The sequence below is a fragment of the Patulibacter americanus DSM 16676 genome (genome assembly GCF_000420025.1).
Classification (GTDB): Bacteria; Actinomycetota; Thermoleophilia; order Solirubrobacterales; family Solirubrobacteraceae; genus Patulibacter; species Patulibacter americanus.
In genome coordinates this window covers 229,113-249,471 of the sequence record NZ_ATUD01000007.1, presented here as the reverse complement: position 1 = coordinate 249,471, position 20,359 = coordinate 229,113, and the positions used below count along the sequence as shown (strand labels likewise).

Annotated in this window: 20 protein-coding genes; 11 read left to right on the top strand and 9 right to left on the bottom strand. The window is 75.3% G+C overall.

Translation table 11 applies throughout. The features are described 5' to 3' along the window. Position 1: 1 nt before the first annotated feature. Positions 2–1,081, top strand: a complete 1,080-nt coding sequence (locus tag F593_RS0113495) for a transglycosylase family protein (protein WP_022929282.1) — start codon at positions 2–4, stop codon at positions 1,079–1,081. 86 nt (positions 1,082–1,167) lie between these two features. Here the strand turns inward: F593_RS0113495 and asnB are convergent, their stop codons facing one another. Further along, entirely contained in the window at positions 1,168–2,751 is a 1,584-nt protein-coding gene (gene asnB, locus F593_RS0113490) for an asparagine synthase (glutamine-hydrolyzing) (RefSeq protein ID WP_022929281.1), read from the bottom strand. Between the two features lie 119 nt (positions 2,752–2,870). Continuing rightward, entirely contained in the window at positions 2,871–3,833 is a 963-nt protein-coding gene (locus F593_RS25185) for an acyl-CoA desaturase (RefSeq protein ID WP_245540802.1), read from the bottom strand. A gap of 151 nt (positions 3,834–3,984) precedes the next feature. Between F593_RS25185 and F593_RS30380 the strand changes: the two genes are divergently transcribed. Further along, positions 3,985–4,407 (top strand): DCC1-like thiol-disulfide oxidoreductase family protein, encoded by a 423-nt coding sequence (locus F593_RS30380; RefSeq protein WP_022929279.1) that lies wholly within the window; start codon positions 3,985–3,987, stop codon positions 4,405–4,407. A gap of 46 nt (positions 4,408–4,453) precedes the next feature. On the opposite strand, the gene F593_RS28430 is transcribed toward F593_RS30380, so the two are convergent. Further along, a complete protein-coding gene (locus tag F593_RS28430; RefSeq protein WP_022929278.1) occupies positions 4,454–4,996 on the bottom strand; it encodes a GyrI-like domain-containing protein in 543 nt (180 codons plus the stop codon). 97 nt (positions 4,997–5,093) lie between these two features. Here F593_RS28430 and F593_RS0113465 point away from each other — a divergent pair, with 97 nt between their 5' ends. Next, the gene (locus F593_RS0113465; RefSeq protein WP_022929277.1) at positions 5,094–6,074 is read left to right on the top strand and encodes a DUF11 domain-containing protein; all 981 of its coding nucleotides are present in this window, start codon (positions 5,094–5,096) and stop codon (positions 6,072–6,074) included. Positions 6,075–6,110: 36 nt separating this feature from the next. Here F593_RS0113465 and F593_RS0113460 read toward each other — a convergent pair whose 3' ends face one another. Both F593_RS0113460 and F593_RS25170 read right to left on the bottom strand, forming a co-directional pair. Further along, positions 6,111–7,109, bottom strand: a complete 999-nt coding sequence (locus F593_RS0113460) for a hypothetical protein (RefSeq protein WP_022929276.1) — start codon at positions 7,107–7,109, stop codon at positions 6,111–6,113. Between the two features lie 139 nt (positions 7,110–7,248). Next, positions 7,249–7,950 (bottom strand): hypothetical protein, encoded by a 702-nt coding sequence (locus F593_RS25170; RefSeq protein WP_022929275.1) that lies wholly within the window; start codon positions 7,948–7,950, stop codon positions 7,249–7,251. 294 nt (positions 7,951–8,244) lie between these two features. On the opposite strand from F593_RS25170, the gene F593_RS0113450 reads away from it, so the two are divergent. The 4 genes from F593_RS0113450 (at position 8,245) to F593_RS0113435 (ending at position 12,909) form a co-directional block, all read left to right on the top strand. After that, the gene (locus F593_RS0113450) at positions 8,245–9,390 is read left to right on the top strand and encodes an aldo/keto reductase (protein ID WP_022929274.1); all 1,146 of its coding nucleotides are present in this window, start codon (positions 8,245–8,247) and stop codon (positions 9,388–9,390) included. A gap of 4 nt (positions 9,391–9,394) precedes the next feature. Then, on the top strand, positions 9,395–11,215 hold the full coding sequence (locus F593_RS0113445) for an ABC-F family ATP-binding cassette domain-containing protein (RefSeq protein ID WP_022929273.1): 1,821 nt from the start codon (positions 9,395–9,397) through the stop codon (positions 11,213–11,215). Between the two features lie 217 nt (positions 11,216–11,432). Further along, positions 11,433–12,005, top strand: coding sequence for a hypothetical protein (locus F593_RS0113440; protein ID WP_157251807.1), 573 nt, complete (start codon positions 11,433–11,435; stop codon positions 12,003–12,005). A 223-nt stretch (positions 12,006–12,228) separates the two neighbouring features. Beyond that, positions 12,229–12,909, top strand: coding sequence for a transglycosylase SLT domain-containing protein (locus F593_RS0113435; protein ID WP_022929271.1), 681 nt, complete (start codon positions 12,229–12,231; stop codon positions 12,907–12,909). Here F593_RS0113435 and F593_RS0113430 read toward each other — a convergent pair. The 4 genes from F593_RS0113430 to F593_RS25160 all read right to left on the bottom strand — a co-directional run bounded on the left by F593_RS0113430 (position 12,906) and on the right by F593_RS25160 (position 15,644). Continuing rightward, positions 12,906–13,799: a universal stress protein gene (locus tag F593_RS0113430; RefSeq protein WP_022929270.1), complete on the bottom strand. Its 894-nt coding sequence runs from the start codon at positions 13,797–13,799 to the stop codon at positions 12,906–12,908. The genes F593_RS0113435 and F593_RS0113430 overlap by 4 nt on opposite strands. A gap of 207 nt (positions 13,800–14,006) precedes the next feature. Continuing rightward, positions 14,007–14,345: a 30S ribosomal protein S18 gene (rpsR, locus tag F593_RS25165; protein WP_022929269.1), complete on the bottom strand. Its 339-nt coding sequence runs from the start codon at positions 14,343–14,345 to the stop codon at positions 14,007–14,009. 49 nt (positions 14,346–14,394) lie between these two features. Continuing rightward, positions 14,395–14,916, bottom strand: coding sequence for a hypothetical protein (locus F593_RS0113420; protein ID WP_022929268.1), 522 nt, complete (start codon positions 14,914–14,916; stop codon positions 14,395–14,397). Beyond that, on the bottom strand, positions 14,913–15,644 hold the full coding sequence (locus F593_RS25160; RefSeq protein ID WP_022929267.1) for a metallophosphoesterase family protein: 732 nt from the start codon (positions 15,642–15,644) through the stop codon (positions 14,913–14,915). The genes F593_RS0113420 and F593_RS25160 overlap by 4 nt, the downstream gene beginning before the upstream one ends. Positions 15,645–15,864: 220 nt before the next feature. On the opposite strand from F593_RS25160, the gene F593_RS0113410 reads away from it, so the two are divergent. The 4 genes from F593_RS0113410 (at position 15,865) to F593_RS0113395 (ending at position 20,312) form a co-directional block, all read left to right on the top strand. Further along, the gene (locus tag F593_RS0113410) at positions 15,865–17,340 is read left to right on the top strand and encodes an MFS transporter (RefSeq protein WP_028721674.1); all 1,476 of its coding nucleotides are present in this window, start codon (positions 15,865–15,867) and stop codon (positions 17,338–17,340) included. A gap of 10 nt (positions 17,341–17,350) precedes the next feature. Continuing rightward, a complete protein-coding gene (locus F593_RS25155) occupies positions 17,351–18,043 on the top strand; it encodes a TetR/AcrR family transcriptional regulator (protein WP_022929265.1) in 693 nt (230 codons plus the stop codon). A gap of 65 nt (positions 18,044–18,108) precedes the next feature. Then, the gene (locus F593_RS0113400) at positions 18,109–19,617 is read left to right on the top strand and encodes a sensor histidine kinase (RefSeq protein WP_028721673.1); all 1,509 of its coding nucleotides are present in this window, start codon (positions 18,109–18,111) and stop codon (positions 19,615–19,617) included. Further along, positions 19,614–20,312, top strand: coding sequence for a response regulator (locus F593_RS0113395; protein ID WP_028721672.1), 699 nt, complete (start codon positions 19,614–19,616; stop codon positions 20,310–20,312). Before F593_RS0113400 ends, F593_RS0113395 begins: the two co-directional genes overlap by 4 nt. Positions 20,313–20,359 lie beyond the last annotated feature (47 nt).

Below are 20,359 nucleotides of genomic sequence, written 5' to 3'. Positions count from 1 at the left end.
CATGACCGTACCCCTCGCCCTCCGGGGCCGCACCGGCGTGCTCGCCGGCGGCCTGCTCCTCGCGCTGCTCGCGCTCGTCCTCCTGCCGCACCTGGCGCCGGCGGCCCCGAGCTCGTCCGCCCTGCGCGGCGAGATCGACCGCCAGAGCCGCCGCGAGGCGCAGCTGCAGGGCACCGCGGCGAAGCTCGGCGCGCTCGAGGCGTCCGCGACGAAGGCCGCGGCCGTCGGCCAGCGCCGGTTGAGCGAGGTGCAGGTCCAGTACGACCGCGCGCAGGCGCAGCTGGCCACGACCTCGGCCGATCTGCGGTCGACCCGGGCCCGACTCGTGCGCCTGCACCGGCGCCTGGACGAGGGCCGCGAGGTCCTGGCCCGCGTGCTGCGCACCCGCTACGTCGCCGACCCGCCCGACGTCGTCGACGTCGTCCTGAGCTCGGACGGGTTCTCCGACCTGCTCGAGCGCGTCGACTTCCTCAAGCGCGTGCAGGCGCAGGACACCCGCATCGTCACCGCCGTCCGCCGCGCACGCAGCACCGCCGCGAAGGACGAGGCCCGCCTCGCCACGCTGCGGCGCGGGCAGCATCGGCAGACGGAGGCCGCCGCCCGCCAGCGCGACGCGATGGCGTCGATGGCCGCGGGCCTCGAGCGCCGCCGCGCCGCCGTCGCGGAGGCGCACGACGCCCGGGTGGCCGCGCTCTCCGCCGCCCGGTCCAAGCGCGCCACGGCCCAGAGGACGCTCGCGAAGCTGCAGCGCGAGCAGGAGCGGGCGGCCCGCCAGTTCGTCGCCCCGGCCCCGGGCCGCGCGACGACGCGCGCCGCGGCGCCCGCCCCCAAGGGCGAGTGGGCGATCCCGTGGCCGATCGTGCAGTGCGAGTCCGGCGGCCAGAACGTCGGACCCAACAGCATGGGCGCCTCGGGCTACTACCAGTTCATGGAGGCGACCTGGAAGGGCCTCGGCGGCTCCACGAAGCACGCCTACCAGGCGAGCAAGGCCGAGCAGGACCGGCTCGCGGCCAAGCTCTGGGCCGGCGGGGCCGGCGCCGGGAATTGGGACTGCGCCGCGATGGTGGGCATCACCGGCTGAAGCGCCGCGGGGGCGGCCTTGTCCCCGGATCCCACCCGCCCTGCGCCGCGATGGTGGGCATCACCGGCTGAAGCCCGACGCGCGCCTCAGGCCTGGGCGAACCGGCTCATCGTCCGGTCGGGGCGGACGCCTCCGAGGTGCCGGGCGTAGATGCGGTGGTAGGCGAGCTCCTCCCGGGAGCGCAGCGGCGGGTCGACGACGGTGCGGCCGGCCTCGAACTCGGCGTCGGGGATCGACGCCTCGAGGCGCTCCTGCAGCACCTCGGCGGCGCCCGATCCGTCGCCGAACTGCTCCTTCGGACGCCAGAGGATCTCGTCCGGCAGCCAGCCGTCGAACGCGTGGCGCAGCACGCGCTTCTCGAGCTGCCGCGGCTTCGTGGTGTCCGACGCCTTCCAGCCCGGGGCCAGCGCCAGGGCCTGCGCGATGACCTCGCGGTCCAGGAACGGCACCCGCGCCTCGAGGCCGTGGGCCATCGTCACGCGGTCCGCGCGCTGGAGGTTCAGGTCGTGCAGACCGCGGATGGTGCGGACGAGCTCGCCGTGGAGCGCCTCCGGATCGGCGAACTCGTCGTGGTAGTAGTCGTAGCCGGCGTAGAGCTCGTCGGCGCCCTCACCCGTGAGGACGACCTTGACGTGCCGGGCCGCGAGCTTGGCGAGGAACCAGTTCGGGACGGCGGAGCGCACCAGGGACGGATCGAAGGACTCGATCGAGCCGATGACGTCGTCGAGCGCGGCGAGGGCGTCCTCGGCGGTGTAGACGGCCTCGTGGTGCTCCGTGCCGAGGTGCTCGGCGACGACGCGCGCGGCGAGCAGGTCGGAGGAGCGCTCCGTCCCCACCGCGAAGGTCTTAAGGGTGCGGCCGCGGGCCCGCAGGAAGTCCTGGGCCAGGGCCGCGACGAGGCTCGAGTCCAGCCCGCCGGAGAGGAAGACGCCGACGTCGACGTCGGCCATCATGTGGCGGTCGACGGAGCTGGCGAGCGTCTCCCGCGTGCCGCGCAGGACGTCATCGGGGATCGGGGCGCCGGGCGCGTCGGGGCCGGGGGCGCGGGAGACGCGGGCGAGCTCCGCGGGCACGGCGTCGGCGAACCGCACGAGCCCGTGCTCCGGCGTCCAGGCGCAGCCCGGGGGGAAGGTCTCGACGGCCCAGCGCCAGTCCTCGTCGAACGCCCGGATCTCGGACGCGAAGCGGATCTCGCCGCGCGTGTCGAGGGTGTCCGGCGTCCAGTACAACGGCTTGATGCCGATCGGGTCGCGGGCGGCCAGGAACGTGATCCAGTCCGGGTGGGACTCGGGGTCCGGGTTCTCCGGGCCGGCGAGGCAGATCGCCCACATGCCGCGCAGCTCCGCCAGGGCGTCGATCCCGCGCTCGACCACGAGGTGCAGGGCGACCTCGTTGTCCGAGCCCGTGTCGAAGAGCGCCCCGTCGAGCGTCTGCCGGACGTCCTCGTGGTTGTAGACCTCGCCGTTGCCGACGAGCCACAGCGTCCGGTCGCCCAGCGGCTGCCGGCCGCCGGCGAGGTCGACGATGGAGAGGCGGGTGTGCCCGAGCCACGCCCGCTCCCCGACGCCCACCTTCCCCGTGTCGTCCGGACCGCGGTGCGTCAGGCGGGAGAGCATGCGCTCGCCGGCCGGACCGTCGTTGCTGCCGTAGATCGCAGCGATGCCACACATGCCCCTTCACGCTAGCCCTCCGGGGCGTCCCGCGGTGCGGTCCCGGAACGCGCGAGGCCCGCGTCGGGGGACGCGGGCCTCGGGGACTGCGGGGTGGCGGCGCGGGGCCGCCGTGGCGATCAGTCCGCGGCGACGGCGTTCGGCGCGGCCTTCTGGGCGCCGATGCGCTTGGCGTCCTGCCGCTCCCGGCTGATGTAGACGGGCTTGCTCATCAGCCCGACCTTCACGAACGCCTTGATGACGAGCGCGGAGAGGTCGACCTCGTACCAGCGCATGCCGTGGCTGGCGGAGCGCGGGAAGGCGTGGTGGTTGTGGTGCCAGGACTCGCCGAGCGTGAGGATCGCCAGGAACGGGTTGTTGCGGGAGTGGTCCTCGACGTCGAAGCGCCGGTAGCCCGAGAAGTGGCAGATCGAGTTGACGCTCCACGTGACGTGGTGGATGAAGAAGACCTTCACCAGGCCGGCCCAGATGTAGGTCTGCAGGCCACCCATGAGCGTGCCGTGGTACGCCCAGCCGGCGAGGAACGGCACGACGAGCGTCGCGATGGCGATGTAGGGGAACGCCTTCGAGATGCGGACGAGGCCCTTGTCGCGGAGCAGGTCCGGCGTGTGCTTGCGGGGCCAGCCGCGCTCGATCTCGGTGGACCAGAGCCAGCCGACGTGCGCGTGCCACAGGCCGCGCAGGCCCTCGCCGCCGCCGACGTGCGGAGAGTGCGGGTCGCCCTCCTGGTCCGTGTGGGCGTGGTGCTTGCGGTGGTCGGCGGCCCAGATCAGGGCGGGGCCCTCGATCGCGGTCGAGCCGGCGATCACGAAGAGGTACTTGACCCACGGCTTCGCCTGGACGGCCCCGTGGGTCAACATCCGGTGGTAGCCGATCGTCACGCCGAACGCGCTGAAGAGGTACAGGCCGACGAGCATCGCGATGTCGAACCAGGTCACGGCCTGGTTCCACAGCAGGACGATCGCGATCAGCACCCCGACGAAGGGCAGGCTGACGGCGAAGATGTTCATCCAGCGCGTCGCCCGCGACATGGTCTTGTGTTCCCGTACCGCGGGTGCGGATCCGGTCGCTGTCTCACTCATGCACTCAGCGTATGCGCACGGGGCGCCCGTTTCTTCCCGTCTGAGGGACGTTCTGACGACCAATTTTGCGCACCTTTCGCGTACGCGGCGGGCGGGTCCGGGATCGAGCGAGGCGTCCGCGCCGGTCGTGCGGGGGCGTAGGATCGAGGCGGTGGACCCCGCACCGGCGCTGCTCTTCTACGACCGCGACTGTCGGTTCTGCGCCTGGGGGGTCGTCGGCCTCGCCGCCCGGGCGCGCCCGGGTGCGTTGCGGCTGGCCACGATCCAGGGTCCGCTCGGCGACGAGCACCTGGGGCACCTGGACCCGGAGGCGCGTCTGGCGAGCTGGCACCTGTGGGACGGCGAGCGTCTGCGCAGCGAGGCCGACGTGCTCGACGGGCTGGCGCCGCGGGTGGCCGCTCCGGGGCTGCGGCTGGCGCTGGCCGCGGGCCGGATCGTCCCGCGGCCGCTTGCGACGGTGGCCTACCGACAGGTGGCCGGCCACCGGATCGCGCTCTCGCGGCTGGTCCCGGCGGGGGCCAAGCGCCGCGCCCAGGAGCGCCTGCCCCCGTACCTCGCCGACGGCGAGACCTGAGCGGCGCCGACGCCGCCGGCACCGGCGCCCGGCCGCGCCCCGCGGCTCAGTCCGCCAGGAGGTAGGCCACCAGCGTCTCCCACCCCTCGGGCTCCGGCGGGTCGATCGGGCCACGCACGAACTGCTCGAAGGAGCCCGCGTAGGCCGTGCCCGCCGGGGTGAGGTGGTGGGCGATCCGCAGGCCCTCCTCGGCCACCCACGTGTGCGTCACGGCGTGGGCGTCGGGCAGCGTGGCGTAGCCGCCGCGGTGCAGCGTCACGGCCCAGCGCCCGGCCGGCAGCACGCCCGCCCGGATCTCGCCTTCGCCGTCCACGGTCGTGGCGACGGGCACCGCGACGTCGAACTCGGCCGGCGGCGAGCCCTCCGCCGGGACGGTGCCGTCGTCCACGACGAGGTAGCGGAACACCGCCGGGCCCGCCGGCTGAAGGCCGCGGCCGGCGAGGTGCGCGAAGAGGAGCGGGAATGCCCGATCCACCGCGTCCCGGAACCCCTGCTCGTCGCGGGCGCTCCCGCGGATGGCCAGGTAGGGCTGCTCCGGGCGCGTCACGACCTGGGGGACGTGGTGCTCGGTGGGCGTCTCGGTGCTCATGTCCGTCCGGACTCCCGGGCCGACGCGGACTCATCGGTCCTCGGCCCGTCCGTCCGCCCAGGGCCGCGGCGGCGCGGCCGGCGCCTACGATGCCGCCATGCGCATACGTCCTCCGGTCGTCGTCGCGGTGGCCGGGCTGGGCGCCGCGGTCGCCGGCTCCTCCGGCATCGCCCTCGCGCAGAGCTCGTGCGGCTCGGCGGCGTGCAAGTCCGACGTCGCCGTGGTGACGCTCGTGGAGCCCAACCCCATCGACGTCGGCGGCACCGCCCGGGTCAAGCTCATGGCGAAGAACAACGGGCCCGACGGCGTGGCGAACATCCAGCTCCGGGCGTCGTTCCCCGCCGGGGTCCAGATCGTGGGCGTCGTGACATCCAGCGGGGCGGGGTGCGCCGTCGGCGGAGGTGAGGTCGTCTGCGAGCTCGGCGCCTTCGCCCGCGAGCAGAGCGTCGACGCGATCGTCACCGTCCGCGGTGCGTCGGCCGGTTCCTTCGCCGTCCCGGCCCGCGTCACGGCGTCCGGCGGACAGGACGACAACCCGGGCAACGACACCCACACCGCGACGGTCTCGGTGAACCAGGGGGCGGGACCGTCCGGCGGGGGCGGGGCGGGCGGTGGCTCGGGCTCCGGTGGATCCGGTTCGGGTGGCGGCTCCGGGTCCGGCGGTTCCGGCTCGGGGTCGGGCTCCGGCGGATCGGGTTCGGGGTCCGGTGGCTCGGGCTCCGGGGGCTCCGGGTCGGGTACCTCGCCGGCTCCGAGCGGTCCTCCCGGGTACCTGCGGGTGGCCGATCCGCAGCGGCCTCTGAAGACCGGCGGCGTGCTCGTGCGCGTGCGGGCCTACCGCGGCGGCACGCTCACCGTGCGCGGCACCGTCCGCACCCCGCGCGGCACCGTGCGGCTGACGCCGGTGACCGTCAAGGGCGTCCGCAAGGGGCAGAACCGGAAGGTCTTCCTCGGGACCACGAAGCGCGCCCTGGACCGGATCCGCACGGGCCTGCGCGGCGACCGCCGCCTGCGCACGACGATCACCGCGACGCTGGCCCGCGGCGGCATGCGGACCGAGATCCACCTCAAGCGGTAGGGCGGTCCGGCCCGCCGAACCGCGGCGGGCCGTCGCCTAGAAGACGACGAACTCCCGCGCGACGACGCTCAGGGGCGTCTCGAAGAGCAGCGCGCCGAGGCCCTGCTCGAACTCCTTCGCGAGCCGGCGGACGTCGTTGAAGACGCGGTCGTCGCCGGCCTGCGCGCGGGTCAGCCCCGTGAGGTGGGCGCGCACCTCGCCGTCGCCGAGCAGCCCGATCCAGCGGTCGTAGGCGCCCAGCGCGCGCACGCCCTCGTCGATCGCCTCGTAGGTCAGGAACGCGTGGGCGAGCCGGTCCGTCGGCGGGGCCTGCAGCGCGTCGAGCAGCCAGTCGCGCTGCTGCTCGCGGCGCAGGCGGTGGCAGTCCAGCACGGGGATCAGCCCGCCGGCGAACAGGAGCTTGCGGTTCAGGCGCAGCTTGGCGTTGCGCATCCCCCACTTCTGCTCCTCCGCCCGCGCCTTGCCGGCGAAGTCGACGCAGATCGTGCGCCAGTAGCGGACGAGGTCGTTCAGGAGGAACCGCGGCGGACGGTAGTCCTTCGCGTGGTCCTGCACGTAGCCGTCGACCACCTGCTCGAGCGCGCGGCGGTACGCCTCGCGGCCGACGACGGGGACGGACTCCAGCACGAGCAGCATCCGCTGGGTGAGGTTGGCGTTGCCGTCCTCCTCGAGCCCGATGTGGTCGACGAGGGGGCCGACGAAGATCTGCTGGCCGAAGATGCCCTGCGTGCCGGGCTTGGCCTCGCCCGAGCCGAGCACGCCGTCGAGCCGGTGGACCGCGGGCTCGGCGTCCCCCCGGGGCTCGCCGCCGACGAGGACGAGGAAGTCGTCGTCGGACCCGGGGGTGCGCTCGCGGCGGCCCCAGGAGCCCATGAGGACGATGGACGCGTCGACGTCGCGGGGGATGTCGCGCAGGCGGTGACGCATGGACTCGAGGTCCCACTGCGTCTTCTCGCGGGCGGCGAGCAGGTGCGGGAAGCCGCGGTGGCCGTGCTCCGCGAGCCGCTCGAGCGCGCCCTGAGGGGTGTCCGTCACCCGGAGGACGCTACCGGCGCCGGCCCCGCGGGCGACGGCGCTGCAACCGCGGCACCGCGCGGGCGGTCCCGAGCCGGGGCGCGGGAGCGTCCGCCGGGGCGCTCGCGCCGGGCCGGGGCGACGCCCGGCCCGGGCGGGGTCAGCGGGCCGGCAGGTCCGCCTCGAGGATCCACGGCACGTCGCGGCAGCGCGAGAGGACGGGGGCGAAGAGCTCCTCGTCCTGCGGCGTGAGCGGGACGTGGTGGCAGCCCTCGTCAACGGACGACAGGTGCAGGTGACGCAGGCGCTCACCGTAGGCGTCGAGCAGCTCGTGCGCGATGGCCAGCGTGGGGTCGACGGACCCGACGTGGGGGACGTCGAGGCAGAAGCCGGCCTCGGGCAGCGCGTCGAAGAACGGCCGCAGCTCCTCGGCGGTGCGCCCCGTCGCCTTGCGGCCGTCCATGTTCTCGATCACGAGCGTGCGGCCCAGCGGCGCGTAGGCCGCGGGATCCTCGATCACGTCGGGGTGCACGACCACGGCGTCGACCGCCGGGGGCAGGGCGCAGAGGCGGGCGACGAGCTCGTCCTCCGGGAGCTCGCGGTCCTTCGTCGGCGCGTGGACGCTGAGGAAGCGGAAGGGCAGCTCGCGTTCCGCCGTCTGCAGCCAGGCGGAGAGGCTGAGGAACTCGGGCTCGGACAGCGCGGCGAGCTCCACCGCCAGCGTCGAGACGTCCAGCGCGCGGCGGACGAGCAGGTCCCACTGGCCCCGCAGCTCCACGAGGTGACCGGTCGACGTGCCGAGCGGATGGTGGGCCGCCACGTGCCCGCCGACCCGCGCGTCGATCATCACGGAAGAGGCCATGAGCGCCACGCTAGGCCCCGTCCCGGACGGGACGGTGGCGGCCTCGGCAACCCCCTGCAAACGGCCGCCTTCGGCGTCCAGGGGCGCCGGCAGGGGCGTCGGAGGGATGTCGTCGGGGGCGCTCACCGGGGTCCGACAGCGTGGCACACGCGCCCCGTCGGCCGCCCCGGAGGCGTCGGGTCGCACGGCGGCGAGGACGTCCCGTCCGTGCGGGGCGTCACCCGCCCCGGAGCGGCGCGCGCGCCGCTCCGGGCCGCGCACGCCCGCCGGGCCGGTCCGACGTACCCTCTGGGGATGGTCGACTTGGGACACGCAGCACTCGGCGCCTGGAGCGGCGGGCGGTTCATGCACTTCGGGCAGCAGCTCTCCGAGGACGAACTCGTCGATGTCCTGCGTCCCGACGCGCGCCTGAAGACGGTCGTGACGGCCGACGTGTACGGCACGGGCGAGGGCGACCGCGTCGTCGGCCGGGCGATCGCGGACGTCCCGCGGGCCGACGTGCGGCTCGTCGGGGCCATCGGCCACGACTTCGTGAACGGCGTGCGCCAGGGGGCGAAGGGCTTCCCCCGCTTCACCGACCCGGCGCTGCGTGGCCCCGAGGCCTACGCCGACTACCTGCGCGGCGCGACGGAGGCCAGCCTGGAGCGGTGCGGAACGGACCGCTTCGACGTGCTACTCCTCCACAACCCCGACCGCATCGGCTACACGTCCGACGTGGTGTGGGACGCGATGCAGGACCTCAAGGACCAGGGCCTGACGGACGCGATCGGCATCGCCCCGGGCCCGGCGAACGGGTTCACGCTCGACATCCTCACCTGCCTGGACCGCTTCGGCGACCGCATCGACTGGGCGATGCTGATCCTCGGGCCGCTCGAGCCGTGGCCGGGCCGGCTCGTGCTCGACGCCTGCGAGGACCACGAGGTCCAGGTGCTCGCCCGCGTCGTCGACTACGGCGGCATCTTCTGGGGCGACCTGCGCGAGGACACGCCGCTCGGCGAGCGCGACCACCGCACCTTCCGCCCCGACGGCTGGGTCACCCGCGGCCGCTCCGTCGTCGACCGCGTCGCGGCGATCGGCAAGGCCCGCGGCCTGACCACGATCCAGACCGCCGCCCAGTGGACGCTGGCGCAGCCCGCCGTCTCCTGCGTCGTGCCGACCCTGATCCAGGAGCTGCCGGGCAGCAAGCAGGTCGAGCCGATCCCGATCGCGGAGAAGCGCGCCCAGCTCGCGGCGCTCCCGGCCGAGATCCGCCTGAGCAAGATCGAGATCGACCGCATCACCGAGATGGGCGACAACTCGGGTTCCATGGCGCTCAAGGGCGCCTCCCCGCTCTTCGAGGGGGACGAGCTGCCCGACGCGTGGCCCATCGGCACCCCGCAGCTGCAGGCCGCGCGCCGCTGGGGCATCGACCCCGACCAGCAGCTCGTCAAGACGGTCTGACCCGGTGGCCCCGCGCAACCTCGTCAACCTCAAGGCGGTCGGCAAGGGCTACGCCAGTCGCACCGTTCTCGACGACGTCACCCTCGGCATCAACGCGGGCGACCGCATCGGCATCGTCGGACGCAACGGCGACGGCAAGTCGACGCTGCTCAAGCTCATCGCGGGCATCGAGGAGCCCGACGCCGGCGCGGTCACCCGCGTCGGCGGGCTCGACCTGGCCGTCATCGCGCAGGGCGACGAGCTGGACCCCACCCGGACGATCCGCGACGAGCTGGTCGGCGGTCGCGCCGACCACGAGTGGGCGGGGGACGCGACGTTCCGCTCCGTCCTCGACGGGCTGCTCGGGGGCGTCGAGATGCGCCGGTTCCCGAACGGCCTGGACACGGTCATCGGCCCGCTCTCGGGCGGCGAGCGGCGGCGCATCGCGCTCGCGCAGCTCCTGCTCGACACCCCCGAGCTGCTGCTGCTGGACGAGCCGACGAACCACCTCGACGTCGAGGCCGTCAACTGGCTGGCCCGGCACCTCGCCGCGCGCCGGGGCACGATGGTGGTCATCACCCACGACCGCTGGTTCCTCGACGCGGTCTGCACCCAGACGTGGGAGGTCGAGAACGGGACGGTCCACCAGTACGAGGGCGGCTACGCGGCCTATGTCCTGGCCCGCGCCGAGCGCGACCGGCAGGCCGCCGCCCAGGACGCCCGCCGCCGGCAGCTGCTGCGCAAGGAGCTCGCCTGGCTGCGCCGCGGGCCGCCCGCCCGCACCTCGAAGCCGAAGTTCCGGATCGACGCGGCGAACGAGCTGATCGCGGACGAGCCCGCCGTCCGCGACGGCGTCGAGCTGCTGCGGTTCTCGTCCCAGCGGCTGGGGGACAAGGTGCTCGAGGCGGAGGACGTCTCCGTCGCCTACGGCGCCAAGACGCTCCTGAACCACGCGACGTGGCGGCTGGGCCCGGGCGACCGGGTGGGACTCGTCGGCGTGAACGGCTCGGGCAAGACGACGCTGATCAACGTGCTCTCGGGCGAGCTCACGCCCTCGACGGGCCGGGTGGACCGCGGCAGCACCGTCCGCATCGCCCACCTCTCGCAGGACACGGCCGAGATCCCGGGAAACCTGCGCGTGCTCGAGTCGCTCGAGGAGGTCCGCGGGGCCACGCAGACGAGCGCGGGTGAGGAGGTCTCGGCCGCCGATCTCTGCGACCGCTTCGGCTTCCGGGGCGGGCGCCAGCGGACGCTGGTCAAGGACCTCTCCGGCGGCGAGCGCCGCCGGCTGCAGCTCATGCGGCTCTTGATGGACGAGCCGAACGTGCTGCTTCTCGACGAGCCGACGAACGACCTCGACATCGACACGCTGACGGCGCTCGAGGACCTGCTCGACGCCTGGCCCGGGACGCTCGTGGTCGTCTCCCACGACCGCTACTTCGTCGAACGGGTGTGCGACGACGTCCACGCCCTGGCGCCGGACGGCACGATCCGCCACCTGCCCGGCGGCATCGACCAGTACCTGCACGAGCGCCGCGACGGGGACGGCGCGCAGACCGGCGGGACGGCCGGGGGCGCGAGGTCCGGGGGCTCCGGCGCCGCCACGGCCGAGGCCCCGCGCCCGTCGGGTGCCGAGATCCGCGCGGCCCGCAAGGAAGCCGGTCGGCTCGAGCGGGCGATGGAGAAGCTCGACGCCCGCCAGACCGCCCTGCACGAGGAGATGGCTGCCGCGGCCAGCGACCACGGGCGGCTGCGCGAGCTCGGGGACGAGCTGACGGCGCTGCGGGCGGAGAAGGAGGACCTCGAGGCCCGGTGGCTCGAAGCGTCGGAGACCGCCGAGGCCTGAGCCGGGCCCGAGGGCGCACCCGGCCCGGGCCGCACCGGGCTGCGCCGTACGTGGGTCCGAGTCGGAGGTGCGCCTCGTGCGCGGGTCCGCCGCGTGACGATCCGGGGCGATCGACACCCGGTTGACACCGCCCTGCACCCGGATCGCCAGACGACCGCGACAGGATCGTCCGATGTCGTGGCGGCCGTACGGGCGCCCCAGGACCCGGGACCCCCTGTTGCCTACCGACCGACCGCGCTGGACCACGCTCAACCTCGCCGCTCTGTGGCTCGCCGTCACGGTGGCCGAGAACCAGCGCACGGGGCTCGTGCGCCTGCCCGCGATCGGCGAGGCGCCGGTCCTCGCCACGCTGATGGCCGAGACGCAGGGCGGGCTCGAGGACGAGCCCGAGGTGCTCGAGGCCGCCGTGGTCTTCGAGCGGGTCGCCGGGGCGAGCTGGGGCGCGATCGGCGCGACGCTCGGCCGCCCGGCGGACTGGGTGGAGCAGCGGTTCGCCGTGGCGGAGGTCCGGTTCCGCCTGGACGAGGCGTTCCCGTCCCGCGACAGCGTGCCCGCCCCGCTGCGGTTTCCCGAGGCGTGCCACCGCTGGCTGTCCAAGGCCCTGGACCGCCGCGGCGCCGAGCCCGTCGACCTCGACGTCGACGACGCGACCTGGCACGAGCACGAGTCGGCGGTGATCGCGCTCATGGAGACGATGCTCGAGGCGGGGGAGACCCCGGACGGCGTCGATCCGGGCGAGGCGCACGCCGCGCTCGAGCTCCGGCGCGTCGCGCAGCTGCTCGCCGCCTGAGGACGTCCGACCGACCGGCCACCGGCGGCTTGCGGCCGGGGAGTCGGAGTGGCCGGCCCGTGCTCCGAGCCGGCCACCCACCCGTATCGGTGTCGGGCGATGCCCCGCGCCGTCCGACGCACGGCACCGGTCCCGTCCGGCTGGTACCCGTCCGCGCCGAACGCACGCGCTCGTTCGTCCGCATCCGGGCCCCGGGAGCGCCCCGGACAGGCATCCTGTGGGGGTGCGCCGCGTGCTCCCCCTCCCGCTCCTGCTCCTCCTGGCCCTCGTCGTGCCCGCGCCCTCCGGGGCCGCGAAGGCGATCTCCGGCGGCCCGGACGCCCGCCCGCGCTCCGACGCCGCCGCCGCGCGGCTCGTGAAGCGCTCCGCGTTCGAGCCGCGGCCGGAGAACCGCAGGGCCAACCGGACGACGCCCACGAACGCCCAGCTCGCCGACTTCCGCCGGCGCTCCGACATGCCCAACAAGGACCGGGTGACCGGGCGCTACAAGGGCACCACGGACGAGATCCTCCAGTGGGCTGCGTACAAGTGGCGGGTCTCGCCGGACCTGCTGCGGGCCGTGGCCGTGCAGGAGTCCTGGTGGCGGATGTCGACCGTCGGGGACAACGGCGACTCGTTCGGCCTGATGCAGATGCGCCGGCCGTTCCACTGCTGCGTCCCGCTCAGCCGCAACGCCACGGCCTTCAACGTGGACTACTACGGCGGCATCCTGCGCTCGTACTACTCCGGGGAGCAGGAGTGGCTGAACACGGTGCCCCGCGGCCGCGACTACCGCAAGGGCGACCTGTGGGGCTCCGTGGGAGCGTGGTTCACCGGCCGCTGGCACCAGGGCGACGAGGAGTACGTCCGCCAGGTCAAGCGCTACATGCGCGAGAAGACCTGGCGGACCAACCGCGACTTCTAGGCCGCGTCCGCGGCGTCGGGCGACGCCGCGGAGTGCGGCACGGCGAGGAGCGCGCAGGCCGACTCGCGTGCCAGCCGCGAGCTCACGCTGCCCAGGAGTACGCGCTTGATCGGCCCGTTGGATCGCGAGCCGACCACGAGCAGGTCGAGGGCGCGGCTGGCCGCCGCGAGCCGGACCGGGACGCTGCCCTCGAGCAGCACGGTCTCGACGGCGTCGACGCCCTCCACGCCGTCCGCGGCGTGCCGCAGCACCCCGCGGGCGTGCTCGCGGATGCGCTCGAGGGCGGCCTCGCCGGCCAGGCCGCCGTACGCGACGACCTGCTCGTCGAGGACCTTCACGATGCGGAGCGTCGCGTGGTGGCGACGGGCGAGCTCGACGCCGGTGGCCAGCGCCTCGTGCGACTCCGTCGAGTCGTCGAACGCGACTCCGACGGTCGCGATCGTCCGCGGCTCGTCCGCGAACCCGGCGGGCGCGACGGCCACGTGGCACGGGGCGCCGTGCAGCGTCTGCTCCGTGACGCTCCCCGGCAGGACGCGGCCCAGCGGGCCCTGGTGGCTCGTGCCGACCACGATGCAGGTCGCCCCGTGCTCGCGCGCCGCGCGCTGCAGGGCCGCGGCGGGCGAGGTGCCGTGGGCGACGACGAAGCGGGTGTCGGGCCGGTCGCCGACCAGGGTGCGCGCCGACGCCAGCCGCTCCTCGCCCCGCTCGTCCTCGTGCCGCGCGAACGCCGCGACGTGCTCCGCGTCGTCGATCGGCAGCTCGCGCCACACCGTCGCGACGGTCAGCGGGGCGGGCCCGCCCGGCGCGGCGTCCGCGAGGACGACCGCGAGCGTGAGCGCGTCGCGGGCTCCGGGAGAGGCGTCGTAGGCGGCGATGACGTGGTCCTGCACAGGATGCTCCTGGGGGTGGGGGCCGGAGCACCGAGCCTACGGCGGCGAGCGTCGGCGCGCCATGCGGGGGACCCCGCCGACGCTCCGGGGTTTCCCGCAACGTCCGCCCGGAAGCACCGCGCCCCCAAACGCGAGGAGCCCGGCACGCGGTGCCGGGCTCCTCGAAGACCTGGGTGCTGTTCCCGGCGGACCGGGGAGGGGGTGGTGCTAGCGGTCGTCGCGACGACCGCGGCCGCCACGCTCCGGCTTGTCCTCGCCGCGGTCCTCGCGGCCGGGCATGGAGATCATGCGGGGGTGCGGGTAGGGGAGCAGCGCCAGCTCGCGCGCCTGCTTGACGGCGCGGGCGGCGTGCGCCTGATCACGGGCGTTGAGGCCGGTCGCGCGGCGCGAGCGGATCTTGCCCTTCTCCGTGACCAGCGCGCGGAGCGCGTCGACGTGCAGGTGATCGATCTGCGCGACCTGCTCCTTGGTGAGCTTGGGGGTCCGTCGCGGACCGCCCTTCGGGGAGCGCCGGCCGCGTGCCGGCTTGGTGGAGGGTCGAGCCATAGACGGGGTAGTCTGGCATACGCCTGCGTCCCGACGCCGCCCGCCTGCCTCAGCCCGGCCAGCCGGCCGGCATGGGGAACGCCTCGTCGCCGACGCCCAGGACGAACGGCTCGTCCGTCGCGGCCCGCGCGGTGACGGAGAAGGGGGACCCGGGGCGCGTCGACTCCCACGAGAGCTGCAGCACGGAGCCCGCCGGCAGGTTGCCGGCCGCCGCCGCGGTGGCGCGCGCCCGGTGCTCGACGCCCCCGAGGGGAGCGGCGATCTCGCCCGTCGCCGGGTCGGCGTCGAACGGCGGCAGGGGCCGGAACACCGGCAGGTCGGGGACGGGCTCGCCCGCCGGACCGGCGTGGGGCAGGTGCACGACGGTTCCGCCGCGGGCGACCTCGACGGGGAGCAGGCGTGCCGCGTCCACGACGGCCGGCGGGCCGTCGCCGTCCGGGACGACCGCGGTGGCGCGGACGGCCGCCGAGGCGTGCAGCAGCGCGCGGAGGAGCGTGACGACGGCGTCGAGCTCCCCGACGGACGCGACGAGGGCGACGGGCGGACCCGGGTCGGGCGCGTCGGTGCTCACGGTCGCGGGAGGGTGGGGGCGGGCAGCGTCGCGGGCCGGCCGGTGGGGTAGGTGCCAGCGACGGCACGGGCCCACGCGGCGTCGCCCCAACGCGCGGCGTGCTCGGCGACCGTGCGCTCGATGTCGTAGGCGACCCGCCGCAGCTCGACGGAGCCGTCGTCGGCGAGCAGGCCGTAGGCGGCGCGGGGATCGCCGTCGAACGGCATGCCCACGCTCCCCGGGTTGACCACCGTCGTGACGCCGCCGTCGGGGCGCTCGATGTCGCGGCGCATCTGCAGGTGGGTGTGGCCGACGACGAGCAGCCCGGGCGTGCGGCCCGCGAGCCGATCGCCCTCGTCCTCCTCGGGCTCCGGCAGGAACCCGACGACGTCGGCCTGCGGCGACCCGTGCCACGCCTCTCCGCCGGGGACGCGCTGCCACCGCGGGAGGGCGTAGAGCTCCGCCACGGTCGACGGGCCGAGTGCGTCCCGGGCCGCGTCGACGCCCCCGCGGGCCAGCGGGATCGCCGGCACGTCCGCCGTCTCGACGGCCCAGCGCTCGTGGTTGCCGCGCAGCCAGAGGGCGTCGGGCAGGGCCCGCAGGCGGCGGAGCGCGTCGACGGGCCAGGGGCCGAACGCCGAGACGTCGCCGCCGACGAGCCAGCCGTCGGCACCGGCCCGCTCCGCATCGTCGATCACGGCCTCGAGCGCGGCGAGGTTGCCGTGCACGTCGTAGAGGAGGGCGAGCACCCCGCCAACCTAGCGAGACGGCCGGGCCCCGGCCCGGGCTTCTCGGTTCGACGCCGCATCGGACGTCGGCAAGGCCCGGTCCACCCGGTCGGGTTCCGGCCGGTTTGAGCCGCGATCCGGACAACCGGAGCGTTCACTCCGAAATAACCGGAGCATGCGATCCGCTTGTGCTAGGTTGCCAACCGGATCAACCACTCCGCTTGACTGGAACGCACCTCCGATGTCCTCCTCCGCCCCTCCCACGACCCGCGCCGTCAGCCCGATGGCCGTGCTCGTGCTCGTCTGCTTCGCGCAGTTCATGGTCGTCCTCGACGCCACCGTCGTGAACGTCGCGCTGCCCTCCATCCAGGCCGACCTCGGCTTCGAGCCGAGCAACCTCGCCTGGGTCATCAACTCCTACACGCTGCTCTTCGGCGGCTTCCTCCTGCTCGGCGGCCGCGCGGCGGACCTCTTCGGACGCCGGCGCCTGTTCGTCCTGGGCGTCGCCCTCTTCACCGCCGCCTCGCTGCTGAACGGTCTGGCGCAGACGCCCGGCCAGCTCATCGCGTTCCGCGCGCTGCAGGGCCTCGGGGGCGCGCTCGTCTCGCCGGCCGCGCTCTCCATCGTCACCACGACGTTCGCCGAGGGCCCTGAGCGGACCCGCGCGCTGGGCGTCTGGGGCGCGATCGCCGGCGGCGGCAGCGCCGTGGGCCTCATCCTCGGCGGCGTCCTCGTCGAGGCGCTCTCCTGGCCCTGGGTCTTCATCGTCAACGTGCCCGTCGGCATCGTCGTGGCCGTCCTCGCGTACCGGGTGATCCCCGAGTCGCGCGCCGAGAACGTGCCCGGCGGCTTCGACCTGCTCGGCGCGGCCACCGTCACGGGCGGGCTCGTCGCGCTGGTCTACGCGGTCGTCGAGGCCGGCGAGCAGGGCTGGGGCTCGGGTTCCACGCTCGGCTTCGGCGCCCTCGCGATCGTGCTCCTGAGCGCCTTCGTGCTCGTCGAGCGCCGGCACTCCGAGCCGCTCGTGCGCCTGGGCATCCTGCGCGTGCGCTCCCTGCTGGCCTCGAACCTCGTGATGCTGCTGGCGATCGCCGGCATGTTCGCGCTGTTCTACTTCGCGACGATCTACATGCAGGAGGTCCTGGGCTACTCGCCGCTGGAGTCGGGCCTGGCGTTCCTGCCGTTCACCGTCGGCATCGTCGGCGGCTCGGTCGCCGCCCAGACGCTGATCCGCCGGCTCGGCATCCGGGGGACGATCATCGGCGGACTGCTGCTGGCCGCGCTCGGCCTGGTGCTCATGGCGCGCATCACGGTCGCGGGCAACTACGCGACGGAGCTGCTGCCCGCCATGGTCCTGCTCGCCGCGGGCATGGGCCTGGTGTTCGTCCCCGTCACGGTGATGGCGACGGGCGGCATCGACGAGGCCGACCAGGGCCTCGCGTCCGGCCTCATCAACACCTCGCAGCAGTTCGGCGGCGCTCTCGGCCTCGCGGTCCTGTCGACGCTCGCGGCCTCGCGCACGGAGGACCGCATCGCCGAGGCCGGGGGCGGCGTCTCCCGGGCGCAGGGCCTCGAGGCGCTCGTCTCGGGCTACCACCTGGCGTTCCTCGTCGGGGCCGGCCTGATGATCGCCGCGGCGGTGCTCACCGCCGTCCTCGTCCGCCGCGAGCACGTCGCAGACATCGACCCGGAGCAGGCCGTGGCGGTCGCAGCGTAGGATCGTAGAGGTGAGCACGGAAGCCCCGGACACGGTCGAGCGGCCCCGGCGGGCCGACGCCCTGCGCAACCGCGAGCGGCTGCTCGAGGTCGCGCAGGACGTGTTCGCCGAGCTGGGCCCCGACGCGTCCGTTGCGGAGATCGCGCGGCGGGCGGGGGTCGGGGCGGGCACGCTGTTCCGGCACTTCCCCACGAAGGACGACCTGATCGCCGCCGTGCTCGAGCGCACCTTCGACGAGATGACGTCGACGGTCTACGAGGCGCTCGCGATGGAGGACGCCTGGGAGGGCATCGTCCACGTGATCACGGGCACCGCGGAGCGCCAGGCCTGCGACCGCACGTTCCTCCAGAGCGTCGGTCCGGACCTGTTCTCGCAGCCGCGGTTCCGCGAGCGCAACGAGCGGATCATGGGCCAGCTCGGCGAGCTGCTCGAGCGGGGCCAGAGGGCCGGCCAGGTCCGCGATGACCTGAGCCCGGAGGACCTGCCGTTCATCCTCGCGGCCGTCGGCGGGGCGACGGAGCAGTGCCCCGTCGCGATGACGGGCTGCTCCCCCGACCTGTGGCGGCGGTACCTCGGCGTGCTGCTGGACGGCATGCGGCCGGCGGCGGCCCACCCGCTGCCGACGGGGCCGCCCACGCTGGACCAGCTCATGGCCGGCAAGGCGGCGAAGGCCGCCGCCCGCGCCGGGCGCCGCTCGGGCTGACGGACCGCCCGGCGCCCCCCGGCCGTGGCCGGGGGCGGCCCCGGCGGGGCGTACGCTTCGCCGTCGTGCCGGACCCCGCCCTCGCCTCCGCCGCTCCCCGCGCGCGCCCGTCCGCCGGCGACGTCGCGCTCGCCGTCGGCGGCGTAGCCCTCGCGACCCTGGTGGTCGAGGCCGTGAAGGGCGTCGCCCCGGCGGTCTCCCTCGGCGTCTTCTACGTCGTGCCGGTCCTGCTCGTCGCGACGCGCTCCGGCGTCGGGCTCGGCGTCGCCACGGCCGCCCTCTCCGTGGCGGCCTTCAACTGGTTCGAGCTGCCACCCGTGCGCGACTTCGAGCTGGCGGACGAGCGGCACTGGGCGGTGCTGGCCGTGCTGCTCGTCGTCGCCGTGGTGTCCGCGCGCATCGCCGAGGCGGGGCGCCGCGACGCGGCGCGGGCGGACGCGGCGCGGCGCGAGGCGGACCTCGTCGCCGACCTCACGACGATCGTGCTCTCGGACCGGCAGGTGGCGGCGTCGCTGCCCGCGGCGGCCGCGCGGCTCGAGGAGCACGTGGGCGCGCCCGTGACCCTGCGGCCGTGGGACCCCGGGCTCACGGGCGACGGCGGCCCCGATGGCGGCGCGGTCGTCCTCCGCGGGCCCGGCGGTCCGGTCGGCGTGCTGCGGTGGACGACGCCTGGAGATCCGGCGGCCGACGCGGCGCTGCGCGAGCGGGTCGCCCCGGCGCTGGGCGCCGTCCTCGCCGCCGGCCTCGAGCGCGAGCGGCTCGGGGCCGAGGCCGTCGAGGCCGAGACGCTCCGGCGCTCCGACGAGGTCAAGACGACCCTCCTGCGGACGGTCGGCCACGACCTCCGCACGCCGTTGACCCAGATCTCGGCGGCCGCCGCCGCGCTGCGCTCCCCGTCGCTGGAGCCGGACGAGCGGACGGAGCTCGCCACGGGGATCGAGGAGGGCAGCGACCGCCTCGCCGCGATGATCGAGAAGCTGCTGGACCTCTCGCGGCTCGAGGTCGGCGCCGCGCAGCCGCGGGCCGACGAGCTGTTCCTCGACGACCTCGTCCGCGACGCCCTCGTCGCGCTCGGGCCGGCCGCCGCGCGCGTGCGGGTGGAGACGGAGGACCCGCCGCCCAGCGTCCGCGCCGACCCGGCGCAGGTCGAGCGGATCGTGGTGAACCTGCTGGAGAACGCGCTCGTCCACGGCCGCCCGTCCGCGCCGCGTAGCCCGGAGGCCGACCGCGTGCTGGTGCGCATCGCCCGCCGCCGCGGCCGGGCGGTGGTGCGCGTGGTCGACGGCGGCCCGGGCATCCCGCCCGAGGCCCGCGAGGCGCTCTTCCGGCCGTTCACCCGCGGCGAGGGTTCCTCCGGACCCGGCAGCGGCCTGGGCCTCGCGATCGCCCGCGGGTTCGCCGAGGCCAACGGGGGGAGCCTGCGCGTGGAGAGCTACCCGGGGCAGGGCACGGCGTTCGTGCTCGAGCTGCCGCCGGCCGACGGGGACGGCGCGTCCGCGGCCGGGACCGTCTCGGCACCCGATCGTGCGCCCGCATCCGGCGGCGCGCCCGCGGCCGGGCGAGGCCGCCCGTGAGCGCCGGGGGCCGCACGGTGCTCGTCGTCGACGACGAGCCGCAGATCGTCCGCGCGCTCAAGGTCCTGCTGCGCGACGCGGGCTTCACGGCCCTCCCGGCCGGCGGGGTGGAGGAGGCGCTCGACCTGGCGGCGCTGCACGGGCCCGAGGCGGCGATCGTCGACCTCATGCTGCCGGACGGCAGCGGCGTCGACGTCTGCCGCGGACTCCGCGAGTGGACGCAGATCCCGATCCTCGTGCTGTCCGCCGTCGACGAGGAGTCCGAGAAGGTGCGGGCCCTCGAGGCGGGGGCGGACGACTACGTCACGAAGCCCTTCGGGCCCGGCGAGCTCCTCGCCCGGCTGCGGGCGGCCCTGCGCCGCGCCGGCACGACCACCGAGGACCCCGTGGTGCGGGTGGGCGACCTCGAGGTCGATCTGGCCGACCACCGCGTCCTGCGGGCGGGGACGGAGCTGCACCTGACGCCCATCGAGTTCGGCCTGCTGCGCACGCTCGTCCGCCACCGCGGCCGGCTCCTGACCCACGGGGCGCTGCTGCTCGAGGTGTGGGGCGCCGCCTACGCCGATGACACGGCGACACTGCGCACCCACATCGCGAACCTGCGCCGCAAGCTCGAGACGCCCGCCGCGGACGGCACGCCGGCGCCGCGCCTCATCCGCACGGAGACGGGCGTGGGCTACCGGCTCGTGGGCTGACCCGGGGGAGGAGGGGAGGGCCGGACCCGGTCGTCCCGGACGACCGG

What these genes read in the sequence shown, in the direction of transcription:
- F593_RS0113495 (WP_022929282.1), top strand. Translation starts at nt 2, where the DNA reads ATGACCGTACCCCTCGCCCTCCGGGGCCGCACCGGCGTGCTCGCCGGC.
- asnB (WP_022929281.1), bottom strand. Translation starts at nt 2,751, where the DNA reads ATGTGTGGCATCGCTGCGATCTACGGCAGCAACGACGGTCCGGCCGGC.
- F593_RS25185 (WP_245540802.1), bottom strand. Translation starts at nt 3,833, where the DNA reads ATGAGTGAGACAGCGACCGGATCCGCACCCGCGGTACGGGAACACAAG.
- F593_RS28430 (WP_022929278.1), bottom strand. Translation starts at nt 4,996, where the DNA reads ATGAGCACCGAGACGCCCACCGAGCACCACGTCCCCCAGGTCGTGACG.
- F593_RS0113465 (WP_022929277.1), top strand. Translation starts at nt 5,094, where the DNA reads ATGCGCATACGTCCTCCGGTCGTCGTCGCGGTGGCCGGGCTGGGCGCC.
- F593_RS25170 (WP_022929275.1), bottom strand. Translation starts at nt 7,950, where the DNA reads ATGGCCTCTTCCGTGATGATCGACGCGCGGGTCGGCGGGCACGTGGCG.
- F593_RS0113450 (WP_022929274.1), top strand. Translation starts at nt 8,245, where the DNA reads ATGGTCGACTTGGGACACGCAGCACTCGGCGCCTGGAGCGGCGGGCGG.
- rpsR (WP_022929269.1), bottom strand. Translation starts at nt 14,345, where the DNA reads ATGGCTCGACCCTCCACCAAGCCGGCACGCGGCCGGCGCTCCCCGAAG.
- F593_RS0113410 (WP_028721674.1), top strand. Translation starts at nt 15,865, where the DNA reads ATGTCCTCCTCCGCCCCTCCCACGACCCGCGCCGTCAGCCCGATGGCC.